We start from the raw sequence: 12477 nt of genomic DNA, 5'->3' as shown, positions 1-12477 counted from the left end.
CCTTGCAACATCAGGAAGCGGACCAATAGTGCGGGCGCCACCAGGTCTGGTCAATCAGTGGCGCGGGATCACCGACAAAATCCGCCAGCCCTTCGTCACGGGCAGTCAGCGCCACCGCCCTTGCGACCGCGCGGGCCACCTCCCCCACCTGCTCGATGGGAGGCAACAATCGCCCCTCAGCCAGCGGATAGGCGCCCACGGCCCGCACTGCAGCATGCCGTCACTGATGCGGCGCGCCTTGACGGCGCAGGCCCCCAGACCAATGCCGGGGAAGACATAGACGTTGTTGCACTGGGAGACTACCCGCGCCTCCCCCGCCACAGTGACTGGGGCAAAGGGGCTGCCGGTGGCGAGCAGAGCGCGGCCGTCGGTGGCCTGCCACACCTGCTCCGGCGTCGCTTCGGCACTGCGGGTTGGGTTGGAGAGCGGCAGGATCACGGGGCGCTCGCACACCTCCCCCATGGCCCTGAGCACGGCCTCGGTAAAGAGCCCGCCCTGGCCACTCACCCCGATCAGCACGCCAGGGCGCAGCCGCTCAATGAGCGCAGGCAGGGCGGCGCAAGCCTCTTGCGCCGGACGGGCAAAAGGTCGTTGGGATGGGGTCAGATTGGCGCGATCCAGGCAGACCAGCCCATCTTGATCAAACAGTTGCACCCGATCCGGGCTGCCCGCCAGCTGGGCCAGCATGGCGGCGATGCCGCACCCCGCCGAGCCGGCGCCGACGATGAGCACAGGGGTGTCAGCCAGGGTAGTGCCCGCCTGCTGCAAGCCCGCCAGCACGCAGGCCGAAGCCACCGCAGCCGTTCCCTGGATGTCGTCGTTGAACATGCACAGCTCATCTCGATAACGGGCCAGCAGATTGGCGGCATGCTTGCCGGCGAAGTCTTCAAACTGCAACACCACCTGGGGCCAGCGCATGCGAATGGCCGCCACCACCTTGTCCATGAAGTGGTAATAGGATTCACCATCCACCCGGTTGGCCTGCCAGCCGAGGTAGGAGTCATCCTCCAGCAGTTCGGGATTGTTGGTGCCCACATCGACGCACAACGGCAGGGTGCGCGCCGGGTTGATGCCGCCAGCGGCGGAGTAGAGCGCCAGTTTGCCGATGCAGATCCCCATGCCGCCGATACCAAGATCGCCGAGCCCCAGCACCCGCTCACCGTCGGAGATGACGATGACGTCCACCTCCTGCTCCACCGCGGCGAAGATGGCGTCCAGATCGTCTCTGTCATGCCAGGAGAGATAAAGACCGTGGCTGCGCAGATAGAGGTCGCTGTGGCGCTGGCATGCCTCCCCTACTACCGGGGTGTAAATAATGGGCAAGAGCTCAGGCAGGTGGTGGCGCACCAGATCGTAAAACAGCACAGGGTTGTCTTCTTGCAGCTGGCGCAGCAGCAGGTGCTGGTCGAACGGGCTCTGCATGGCAGAGACCAGACGGTAAATGCGGCGCCGTTGCTGGGCCAGGGACTCCTCTTTATGGGGCATGCGCCCCATCAGGCCCTGTCGCTTGCGTTCGGCATAGGGCAGGCTGGTGCCCATCATGATGTCGTTCATTGTCGATTCCTTATGCCAGCAGCGAGATGAGCAGGGTGGCCAGGATCAACATGACGGCGCCCCCGAGACGGGAAGATATTTGGGCAAACGGCATCAGCTTCATGCGCTGGGCCGCCGACAGCACGGCCACATCGCCCGTGCCCCCCATGTTGGCCATGCACAGACCGCCTGTGATGGCCGCCTCTATGGGATAGAAACCTATCATACGCCCCACCAGGGCCGCCCCCAGGGCGCCGCCGACCACAGTCACCAGCACCAACACGAAGTAACTGACGGAAAAGGCGCTGATGAGTTCCGGGATGCTGGTATAGGCGACCCCTATGCCCACCAGCAGGGAGGGCGTCAGATTGGTCACGACGAACTGGTACCAGTCGGCCGCCGCCTGCTCGTAGCGACGCGGCAGCACGCCACTCACCTTGATGAAGGCCACCGCCAGTATCATGAGCGCGAAGGGATGCATGGGGATGAAGTTGCCCAGCAGTGAACCCAGCACGAACATGCTGGAGCTGATGAAGAGCCCCATGCCGAGGCTTTCCAGCGTCGGCGCCTGGACCTGCTCTTCGGCCACATTCTGGCTGCTCTGATTGATCATCAGCTGGCCATTGCCAGTCAGGGAGGGATAACGACGGCCCAGGCGTACCAGCAGAGTGCCCACCAGAATGGCCAGGGTATTGGCGATCACAACGGCAGGCACCATGCGTGACAGCAGGTCGGCGCTGGACATCTGCATCGGGCCCGAGAGGATCTCCACCAGGGGCACGGCACCTGCGCCCATGCCGCCACCCATGATGGGCAAACCTATGAGCAGCACCGCATTCTTGAAGCCATAGCCCATCAGGGAGCCGACCAGACCGACACTCAGCAGCGCCACTGCAACACCGCCCAGGATCACCGGCAGGTAACGCATGGCGGCATTTTTCAACAGCGCACTGCTCATGCCCAGCACTGAGCCCGTCACCAGACTGGCAATGAAGAAGTTGAGAAAGCCCCCCTCCTTCATGAAGCCGATGATCACCTGACCCGCTTCGACCGGCAGGATCCTGTATTCAAACAGAGCAGCACCGCCGAAAATGGCGAGTATGGTGCCACCGCCCAGGTATTCACGTATGGGGGTGATGCGCTCACCCAGCTCGCAGAGCAGGGTGCCCAGCACGAACATCAGTGCCAATGCCCCGACCATGCCGAGCGGCAGTGAGCCGTTCCAGCCGGAGAAAAGCACGCAGGTGGCAAGCCCGAGGAAGATCATCATGGGCATGCCGGCTATTTGTTGACTGCCCCAGGGGGCGGCTTTCGGGGTAGAGAGGTTTTTCATTGTTATGCTCCAGCGTGTGAGGTGGCGCTACTCTAGTGATCCTCCCCCCGCCTGTCGGTTAGCCCCGCTACAAAGACATATAAAAACATTAAAATCTTAAACGCTATGGCGAGGATGCTGTCGTCCAATACAAGACAGCGTCCCCATTCACAACATCTGAAAGATTGGGTATACACACAGAAATAAACGAATGCGGACAAGGTTTGACCCTCACTTGGCTGGCAATGGTGAGGCTCAGATTAAGTGTTATCCATGGAAAGAGAGGGAGTAAACGGGCAGCAGGCTGATGACAGTCGCGTCATATTCATGCTGATCATCCATATCAGAGATGCCATGATCCTGACGATCGCAAAACTGACATGACCTGCCCGTATGCAGGTGGATAACAGGGCAGGCAAGGATGACTGGCAACTTGTATGTCATGCCGGGGATGCACTATCAACACAGCGCCATAGCGTGTATTTTCAACTGACAAGACTGTGCAGACGGGCAAAGAGTGCCCACCTGTCAGTCACACCTTGACAGCCAGCGCCTCATTTAAACCTGTTCGGTTGGCCTATTCTGCTAATAACAATGGAATATTGGCAGGGTCAAATTCATGACAGATATCGCTTCCTTCCCGGCTGAAGCCATAATGGATTTCGGCACTATATTCGACATCGACCAGCAGACTCTCGATTGAGAAATGGGCGTCACCCGATTCATATCGTTCCACAGCTATCGTCTCCCTGTTTAGCTGACCCATCAATATTAGTGGATAAAAAACAGACTGCCGAATTTATATGACACCTTGCTGACCAGAAAATAATAGTAAACGGGATCCCTTCCTTATTTTTGCCTCCCCAGCAAGCCGGTGTTTATTTCTCCAGCCAGAGTATTTCACCCGATTTGACACACCCTGTGCGTATTTCAGACACAGACAGCCCCTTACGACCCCCTTCACTGACCAGGTAAAGCCTCATAAGAAACTCATTTCTCATTTTCATAAACAAGATCTTGATCACACTATTTACTTAGCCTGCTAAATAACTACAATGCTTAGCAGGCTAAGTAAATGGAGAGCACCTCATGATGAAGGATCTGGAAATGTTGCGCGAGTTGTCCCTCGCCGAGCGGGTCGGACGACTGCATCGACTGTGGCGCACAGTGGCAGACCTGGAACTGGCGCCCCTGGGTCTGACCCATCCACGCTGGACAGCACTCTGGAAACTCAGCCGCCTCGGTGGTCATCTCAGCCAGAAGACCCTTGCCGAAGCGCTGGAGATAGAGCTGCCGTCCCTGATGCGCACTCTGGGTCAGTTGGAGGAGCATGGACTGGTCGAACGCCATTGCTGCAGCCAGGACAAACGGGCCCGCATCGTCACCCTGACTCCGGCTGGCAAGGCGCTGCTCGACAAGATAGAGGATCGCATCATGGATATACGCCGTGACCTGCTCGCCGGCATCAGCCAGCGGGAGCTGGAACAATTTGAAGACATAGTGCACCGCATCTGTGCCAACGCCCTCGGCAAGATAGGTTCACAGAGTGAAGAGAGAGAATAAGATGACCCCGGATCAACAATTCAAACGCTGGATAAAATGGGCCATGGGCGCCTTTATTCTGGTCTTTGGCTACTTCCTGCTGGCTGACATCAAGATGCCGCTCACCCCGCAAGCCATGGCTACCCGTGTCGTGACCAAGATGGCACCCCAGGTCAGTGGCAAGGTGATACAGGTTGCCGTTGGCAACAACCAGCATGTCAAACAGGGGGATCTGCTGTTCTCACTCGATCCCGCCCCGTTTGAACTGGCGGTGGAGCAGGCCCGCCTCGCACTGGCTCAGGCCGAGCAGCAGAACCGCCAGCTCGACGCCACCCTCAACGCCGCCGCCGCCGATTTCAGCTCGCTGCAAACCCAGGCCTCCCTGAAGCTGCGGGAGGCGGAGCGTATCGACGCCCTCTATCGTCGCCACATGGTCTCTGAGCAGCAAAAAGACGACGCCGACAGCGCATTTCGCACCGCCCAGGCCAACTTGTTGGCCAGCAAGGCCCGCATGACTCAGGCCCAGGTGAACCGCGGTCTGCACGGTGACGACAACCTGCTGCTGCGCCAGGCTCGCAATCACCTGGCCCAGGCCGAGCTCAACCTCGCCTACAGCCAGGTACACGCCAGCCAGGATGGCATCATCACCAACCTGCAACTCAAGCCGGGCAGCTTCGCCGCGGCGGGTGCGCCGCTGCTGGCGCTGGTCTCCGAGCAAGTAGACATCATCGCCGATTTTCGCGAGAAGAGTCTGCGCCACGTCAACACGGACAGCCAGGCACTGGTCGCCTTCGATGGCGAGCCGGGCAAGCTCTATCCAGCCCGGGTCACCAGCCTGGATGCCGGCGTCAGCGCCGGCCAGTTCGATGCCAACGGCCTGCTGGCCAGCCCCACCGAATCGGATCGCTGGGTCCGGGATGCCCAGCGCCTGCGCCTGCATCTGACCCTTGAGCAGTTGCCGGCACACCTGCCGGCTGGCGCCCGCGCCACGGTGCAACTGCTGCCGGACAACGCGCTAAGCGCGCTGTTTGCCCGCGGCCAGATCCGTCTGCTCAGCCTGTTGCACTATATCTACTAAGGTGGCAGTGATGAATCTGTGGCACAGGCCCCTCACCGCCAACGAACTGCGTCAATGTCTGCGCATCGCCTTTGGCAGCACCACCGGCTTTTTGCTCTGCAAGTTGTTTGGCTGGAACTACGGCGTCTTCTACACAGTGACACCGGTATTGCTGCTGGGCATGGTGCCAGTGATGAACGGCCATGCGGCACGCCAGCTGATAGCTGCCGCCGTCATCTGCGGGGTGGAAGTCGGTCTGCTGGGCGGGCTGTTTGGCAGTCATCCCGGCCTGATGATCCCCATCGCCTTTTTGCTGTTTCTCTACCGTTTCGCCGCCATGTCCCGGGGCAGCCTGTTTCTGTTCGGGGCCAACGGTGTGCTGAGTCTGAGCATAATGCTGCACTTTGCCAGCTACCCGCAGACCGATCTGAACGACCTCATCTTCAGCAACCTGTGGGCCAGCATACTGTCGGTACTCATCGCCTACCTGATGACGGCGCTGATCCCGGATGTAGAGGAGCGACCCAAGCCTGCGGCGGCCCCCAAGGCACCGCACCGGATGCGACACGAGGCCCTGCTCGGTGCCAGCATAGCCACCCTCTCCTTCATGGTGTTCCAGATCTTCGACTTGCGTGACTCCATGTCTGCTCAGGCCACCACACTGCTGCTGCTGTTTCCCATGCACTGGAACGGGGCCTTGAGCTATGCCCGCAAACGGGCAATGGGCACACTGCTCGGCGTGAGCTTTGGTCTCGTCAGCCAGCTGGTACTCTACGACTGGTCAGGTTTGCTGTTGCTGGTCGCCCCCATGCTCTGGCTCGGGACCATGCTGTTCAGCTACGCCCATGTGAAGGAAGCCAGCGGCTCAGGCGTCGGCTTTGGCGCCCTCACCACTCTCGGCATCCTGTTTGGCCAGTACCTGACGCCGGGCAACGATCTGGTATTCAGCGCACTCTACCGGGTCAGCAGCATATTGTTTGCCATCGTTGCCACCTTGCTGGCCTGCTATCTCATTCACCGACTGCTTAACCGTTTCGAGGCCACTCGTTTCGGCTATTGACCCCCTGTTGTTAGCTCAAGGATGTGCTGCTTTTCGCCCCGTTATGCCTACCGGGGCGTTTTTTTGTCTGCATTTTGCAAGCTGGCACAGCGGGTCTTGTGACTGCAGCCACTATGCTTGCAAGAGCCGTTCGCAATAGCAGCAGGAGAGACACAATGGCACGAGTACACGGAGGCTGGCTGGCGTTTGGTCTTTTGCTCGGGATGAGCAGCGTCTGGGCCAATCCAGTGCTTGTCGCAGCCGAAGATGACTGGGCCCCCTATTGCGCGCTGGACAAGGAAAGCGGCCAGCCACAGGGGTTGGCACCGGCCTTGGTGAAAGCGGTGTTCGCCATCGAGGGCATAGCGCTTGAGTTTCGTACCATTCCCTTCGCCCGCTGCATGCACGAAGCCAAGAGCGACAAGGTGCTGGCTTGTTTCAATGCCACCATCACAGAGGAGAACCGCTATCAGTACCACTGGCACGAGACCCCCATGTTCGAGGAGGATCTCGCCATCTTCGCCCTCGCAGGCGGCGGGCACCATGACCTCAAACTCACCGCCCTGGAGGGCAAGACGGTGGGCATTACCCTGGGTTACACCTATCCCACCGATTTCATGGATAACCCCAGGATCACCCGCTTTCAGGCCAAATCGGATGCCCAGATCATAGAGATGCTGGTACGCGGACGGGTCGACTACATACTGATGAACGAGATGCCTGGCTATCTCAAGATCCAGCAGAAAGCACTGACCGGCCGGGTCGTCAAGGTAGGCAAGATCTCCACCGATGGCTTCTGGCTCGCCTTCTCCCGTGCCCATCCCCAGGGAGAAGCCATGGCAAAACGCTTCGAGGAAGGGCTGCAGAAGATCAAGAACAACGGCACCTATGAGACGTTGGTACGCGACTTCGAACACAGCCTGGGCCTGCATTGAATGCATTTCGCCCCCTGCGCCCTGCCTCGGGACGCATATAGACGCAATAGAGACAATTGAGCATTGAACCTTCTCCTCAACCTGTTAGGCTCGAGCCCGGATGACACCGATGGAGAATTCAAGATGAAACACGCCAATATACTCTTGCTGGGCATCACGACCCTGGCTCTGCTGAGCGGTTGCGAACGCGGAGCCTCCACATTGAGCGTGACCGGCGGCGAGCCCATCACCTATCAGTGCGAGCAGAACAAGAAGGTGCAAGTGAGCTACTTTGCCCTTTCCGACCAGAGCCTGAATTTCATCAAACTGGCACTGCCAGATGGCAAGGATTACACACTGCCACAAACCATTTCAGCCTCCGGCGCCCGCTATACCGATGAGCATGAGGCCGTCTGGTGGAACAAGGGAAATGAAGGCTTCGTCGAAATGCGCGACAAGAACGGCGAGTGGCAGAGCGTCTACAACGACTGCAAACAGCAGTAATGAAAAATCCCGGCCTGGCCGGGATTTTGCTATTTAACCTCTGTATCCAGACAAGCGACCATCTTCACAGCGATAGCACGCAACCTGTGTCCGCTTGCCTCGTTCAGGCGCGCTTGTCGCTCACCACCAGCCAGAGCGCATGCACCATACCTGGCAGGCCGCCGAGCAGAGTCAGTACTATGTTGATCAAAAAGTGCAGGCTGAAGCCTACCTGGATAAAGGCGCATACCGGAGGCAAAAAGATGGCCAGCAGTATCTTGAGCAGATTGTTCATCTCGCACTTCCTCATCAAAGATGTTTCACGGTTCGGGATGCGCTCACCATAAACAGCCTTGACCTCAACTGCAAACGAAACAAGGGCCCACTCGCGGCTCTCACACCTGAGTCAAACAGGGGATCCGCTCCCCCAACTGCTCGCGCCAGGCCTTGAGGTCGTGGATCTGCTGGTTGCTGCTACCACGCCAGAGCAGACCGGGATCTGCCAGCGCCTTCTCGAACTTGCCATCCACCAGCACGTCCAGCAGGGCGACCAGCTCACGCTGGGCCTCTGACAGTTCGCCGAGCAGATAGCCGGTCCAGCACCAGATGTCCTTGCCGGGGCACTCGGCCCGCACCCGCTTCACCAACGCCAGCACCTGGGGCACGTTGGCGGGGTGGAGCGGATCGCCGCCGGAGAGCGACAGACCACGCCGTTTGATGCGCGTGTCGTTGAGATCCTGGATGATGCGATCGCACATGGCCTCATCAAACGGCTTGCCGCCATCGAGTCGCCAGGTGCTCTGGTTGTAGCAACCCGGACACTGATGCTCGCAACCCGACACAAACAGGGTGGCGCGGGTGCCGGGCCCGTTGATCACATCGACCGGGTAGTATTGGTGGTAGTGCATCGCTTGTTTCCTGCCTTGTTCATGGGACAACGGCAACGTCTGCCACCCTCCAATGAAAATGGCCCCTTGGGTCAGGGGCCAGCGCTTTATCGCTGCTGCGCTTACATATGCTTGACGCGGCGTTTCACTTCTTCCTGCTTGCCCGCATTGAAGGGGCGCGCATCCGGGCTGCCGAGGTAGCCGCAGACACGGCGGGTCACAGACACCTTGGCCGGATCGTGGTTGCCGCAGCGCGGGCAGGTGAAGCCCTTGGAGGTGCACTCGAACTCGCCGGTAAAGCCGCAGTCGTAGCACTCGTCAATGGGCGTGTTGGTACCGTAGTAGGGCACCTTGTCATAGCTGTAGTCCCAGACGTTTTCGAGCGCTTCGAGGTTGTGCTGGATATTGGGGTACTCGCCGTAGCAGATGAAGCCGCCGCTGGCGATGGGCGGATAGGGCGCCTCGAAGTCCAGCTTGTCGTACGGGTTGACCTGCTTCTCCACGTCGAGGTGGAAGCTGTTGGTGTAGTAACCCTTGTCGGTCACACCAGCCACCACGCCAAACTCCTTGGCATCGATGCGGCAGAAACGGGTACAGAGGTTCTCGCTCGGGGTGGAGTAGAGACTGAAACCGTAGCCTGTCTCCTCTTTCCACTCGTCGGTGGCCGCCTTGAGCCGCGCTATGATGGCGACGGCCTTCTGGCGCAGGATGTCGCTGTCGAACAGATGGACATCGGTGCCAAACAGGGCGTTGATGGTCTCGTGTACCCCGATATAGCCGAGCGAGATGGAGGCGCGACCGTGCTTGAAGATCTCGCTGACATTGTCATCTGCCTTCAGCCGCACCCCGCAGGCCCCTTCCATATAGAGGATGGGGGCGACCCGCGCCTTGACGCCGTCGAGGCGGCTGATGCGGTACATGAGTGCCGTCTTGGCCACTCGCAGGGCGGCATCCAGCTTGTCCCAGAAATCCGCCTCGTCGCGGGATTTCAGGGCGATGCGCGGCAAGTTGAGGCTGACTACCCCCAGGTTGTTGCGCCCTTCATGGATCAGTTCACCATTTTCCTCATAAGCCCCGAGGAAGGAGCGACAGCCCATGGGGGTCTTGAAGGAGCCGGTCACCTTGACCACCTGGTCGTAGTTGAGGATGTCCGGATACATGCGCTTGGAGGCACACTCCAGCGCCAGCTGCTTGATGTCGTAGTTGGGATCGCCCTGTTTGTGGTTGAGGCCATCCTTGATGGCGAACACCAGTTTCGGGAACACGGCGGTCTTTCTGTTCTTGCCAAGGCCGGCGATGCGGTTGCCGAGGATGGCGCCCTGGATCATGCGGGACTCCCAGCTGTCGCCAAGGCCGAAGCCGAAAGTGACGAAGGGAGTCTGGCCGTTGGCGGTGTGCAGGGTATTGACCTCGTACTCCAGCGACTGGAAGGCGTCGTAACACTCCTTCTCGGTACGGGCCATGGCGTAGGCGTCCACGTCCTTGATCCCCCACTCCTCGGCCACTTCCCTGTGTTTCTGCCAGCTGATGGTTACATAGGGCGCCAGCACCTCGTCGATGCGATTGATGGTGGTGCCGCCATAGATGTGGCTCGCCACCTGGGCGATGATCTGGGCGGTCACGGCGGTGGCCGTGCTGATGGATTTGGGGGTGTCTATCTCCGCATTGCCCATCTTGAAGCCGTGGGTCAGCATCCCCTTCAGATCGATCAGCATGCAGTTGAACATGGGGAAGAAGGGTGAGTAGTCGAGGTCGTGGAAGTGCAGATCGCCGCTCTCATGAGCCTGCACCACGTCGCGGGGCAGCATGTGGCTGGTGGCGTAATGCTTGGCGACGATACCGGCCAGCAGGTCGCGCTGGGTCGGTATCACCTTGGAATCCTTGTTGGCGTTCTCGTTGAGCAGGGCCGCGTTGGTCTGCTCCACCAGGCCACGGATCTCCTGAGCCAGACGGCCGCGGGCCTCGCGAGCCTGATCCCGGTCGTGACGATACTCGATATAGGCACGGGCAATGGCCTTGTCGTCGGAAGCCATCAGATGGTTCTCGACCCGGTTCTGGATCTCGTGGATATCCACCTCGCCACGCCCTTCCAGCTCCTGAGTGACGGCGGCGGCAACGCGCTCACCCAGGGTCGGATTGGCCTGGCTGACCGCCTCTGCCGCTCGGCCCACTGCCTCGGCAATCAGCTGGGCATTGAATGGTGCGCGACATCCATCACGTTTGATCACAACCGGTTTCATGCGTTTTCCCCGTTTAAAAGGCCAGGCTATCGCCTTCGGCTTACCCTTGTTTGGTGCCCTTCTCCACGCCTCGTCCTGGGCGCAAATAAATTCAGCCGAGGCTTGACAAGCCAGGGCTGACGATGAGAAGAGAACAGCTTGTACACAGCTTAATAACACAACATATAGGTGTTTTATATGAATGCGTCCCTATATGTGGTGTCTATTAGGCACCAAAGCGCGGCCTCATTTCTTGATCCAGAACAGGGTTTGAGGCGAGTGGCGCAGTTCCCGACCAGTGAAAAACAGCCCCATTCAAGGCGATCCCCAAGCCTGCTGCGGGCTGGCGTGCCATAGGGTACGGGCCCAAAAAAAGATCCCCCTGCGACAGTCATTGACGAGGGCGTATCGGTGCAAAATGCCCATAATGAGTCAGGTATCATCTTTCTCAATGGGAGCCGACATGGCCAAGACCCTGCTACTGCTGCTGTGTATACTCCCCTGCCGGTTGTGGGCTGCCGAGATCCTGGTGATCAGCAGCTATCACGCCGAATACCTGTGGGATCAGAGTTACAACGCCAGCCTGCAAACCCATCTGAACGGCAAGCACCACATCAGCCACTTCTACATGGATACCAAGCGCCGTCCCCATGACGAGTTCGACCTGATGGCCGAGCAGGCTCTCGCCTTCTACCGGCAGCTCAAGCCCGATCTGGTGGTGCTCGGCGACGACAACGCCATCAATTACCTGGCCACCGAGATTGCCTCTCTCGGTACGCCCGTGGTGTTTCTCGGCATGAACGAAAACCCGCGCCACAAGGGACTGGTCGGCCATCCCAAGATCACGGGCGTGCTGGAGCGTCCCCTGCTCAAACGCAACATCAGCGAAATGAGCCAGCTGATGGGCGGCATCAAGAAGGCGCTGGTGCTGTTTGATTCCAGCAACGTGGCGCTCACCGCCATTGAAGATGAATTCAAGACCCAGACCGACCTGCGGGTCGGCCAGACCCGGGTCAACAGCCAGCTCATCGGCGATTACAGCCTCTGGCAGGAGGCTGTGCTCAACGCCAAAAGAAATGGCTACGACGCCATCTTCATCGGTCTCTACCACACGCTGGTGGACGATACAGGCAAACATGTGAGCGAACAGACAGTCCTGGCCTGGGCCAGTGTGCAAAGCCCTGTGCCCCTGTTCTGCTTCTGGGAGTTTTCGGTGGGTACGGGCAAGGCCATAGGTGGCCTGGTGCTGGATGGCCGCGATCAGGGAGCGAAAGCAGCAGAGCTCGTCAACGCCATACTGGCGGGTGCCCAGCCCAGAATGCTGGCCCCCCGTGCCGCCGTGCGGGGCGAGTATGTGTTCAGCAAGCACGAGCTGGCCCGCTGGCAGCTGACGGTGCCAGAGAAGTGGCAAGGCAAAACCCAGTGGCGCGACTAACGCCCTGAAACAACAACCCGGCTGGATGGCCGAGTTTGTTATTTTCAGCGTATCGT

General features: G+C 59.5%; 11 protein-coding genes and 1 pseudogene. 6 read left to right on the top strand and 6 right to left on the bottom strand.

Annotated features, from left to right (window positions below; all coding sequences use genetic code 11):
• Positions 1 to 10: 10 nt before the first annotated feature.
• The 3 genes and pseudogenes from maeA to OKC28_RS12555 form a co-directional block, all read right to left on the bottom strand.
• Positions 11 to 1554: pseudogene (gene maeA / locus OKC28_RS12565) on the bottom strand (oxaloacetate-decarboxylating malate dehydrogenase).
• 10 nt (positions 1555 to 1564) lie between these two features.
• The gene (locus OKC28_RS12560) at positions 1565 to 2866 is read right to left on the bottom strand and encodes a 2-hydroxycarboxylate transporter family protein (protein WP_059111539.1); all 1302 of its coding nucleotides are present in this window, start codon (positions 2864 to 2866) and stop codon (positions 1565 to 1567) included.
• Positions 2867 to 3422: 556 nt separating this feature from the next.
• On the bottom strand, positions 3423 to 3614 hold the full coding sequence (locus tag OKC28_RS12555; RefSeq protein WP_081045609.1) for a hypothetical protein: 192 nt from the start codon (positions 3612 to 3614) through the stop codon (positions 3423 to 3425).
• Between the two features lie 320 nt (positions 3615 to 3934).
• Here OKC28_RS12555 and slyA point away from each other — a divergent pair, with 320 nt between their 5' ends.
• The 5 genes from slyA (at position 3935) to OKC28_RS12530 (ending at position 7901) form a co-directional block, all read left to right on the top strand.
• Positions 3935 to 4408 carry a transcriptional regulator SlyA gene (gene slyA, locus OKC28_RS12550; protein WP_059111538.1) on the top strand — a complete coding sequence of 158 codons (474 nt, stop codon included), beginning with the start codon at positions 3935 to 3937 and terminating at the stop codon, positions 4406 to 4408.
• A gap of 1 nt (position 4409) precedes the next feature.
• Positions 4410 to 5465 carry an HlyD family secretion protein gene (locus tag OKC28_RS12545; protein WP_021138770.1) on the top strand — a complete coding sequence of 352 codons (1056 nt, stop codon included), beginning with the start codon at positions 4410 to 4412 and terminating at the stop codon, positions 5463 to 5465.
• A 10-nt stretch (positions 5466 to 5475) separates the two neighbouring features.
• Positions 5476 to 6504, top strand: a complete 1029-nt coding sequence (locus tag OKC28_RS12540) for a DUF2955 domain-containing protein (protein WP_270689479.1) — start codon at positions 5476 to 5478, stop codon at positions 6502 to 6504.
• 155 nt (positions 6505 to 6659) lie between these two features.
• On the top strand, positions 6660 to 7418 hold the full coding sequence (locus OKC28_RS12535; protein WP_234579101.1) for a substrate-binding periplasmic protein: 759 nt from the start codon (positions 6660 to 6662) through the stop codon (positions 7416 to 7418).
• 123 nt (positions 7419 to 7541) lie between these two features.
• Positions 7542 to 7901, top strand: coding sequence for an MliC family protein (locus OKC28_RS12530; protein WP_021138767.1), 360 nt, complete (start codon positions 7542 to 7544; stop codon positions 7899 to 7901).
• 103 nt (positions 7902 to 8004) lie between these two features.
• Here the strand turns inward: OKC28_RS12530 and OKC28_RS12525 are convergent, their stop codons facing one another.
• The 3 genes from OKC28_RS12525 to nrdD all read right to left on the bottom strand — a co-directional run bounded on the left by OKC28_RS12525 (position 8005) and on the right by nrdD (position 11007).
• Positions 8005 to 8175 (bottom strand): YqaE/Pmp3 family membrane protein, encoded by a 171-nt coding sequence (locus OKC28_RS12525; protein WP_010673454.1) that lies wholly within the window; start codon positions 8173 to 8175, stop codon positions 8005 to 8007.
• A 100-nt stretch (positions 8176 to 8275) separates the two neighbouring features.
• Positions 8276 to 8788: an anaerobic ribonucleoside-triphosphate reductase-activating protein gene (gene nrdG, locus OKC28_RS12520; protein ID WP_021138765.1), complete on the bottom strand. Its 513-nt coding sequence runs from the start codon at positions 8786 to 8788 to the stop codon at positions 8276 to 8278.
• A gap of 101 nt (positions 8789 to 8889) precedes the next feature.
• Positions 8890 to 11007: an anaerobic ribonucleoside-triphosphate reductase gene (gene nrdD / locus OKC28_RS12515; protein WP_270689474.1), complete on the bottom strand. Its 2118-nt coding sequence runs from the start codon at positions 11005 to 11007 to the stop codon at positions 8890 to 8892.
• 442 nt (positions 11008 to 11449) lie between these two features.
• Between nrdD and OKC28_RS12510 the strand changes: the two genes are divergently transcribed.
• The gene (locus OKC28_RS12510) at positions 11450 to 12421 is read left to right on the top strand and encodes an ABC transporter substrate-binding protein (RefSeq protein ID WP_270689472.1); all 972 of its coding nucleotides are present in this window, start codon (positions 11450 to 11452) and stop codon (positions 12419 to 12421) included.
• Positions 12422 to 12477 lie beyond the last annotated feature (56 nt).

Origin of the sequence: Aeromonas sp. D3 (assembly GCF_027705025.1) — a bacterium.
Lineage (GTDB): Bacteria > Pseudomonadota > Gammaproteobacteria > Enterobacterales > Aeromonadaceae > Aeromonas > Aeromonas salmonicida.
The sequence above is the reverse complement of the archived record's forward strand: the minus strand, read 5'-3'. Positions and strand labels throughout refer to the sequence as shown.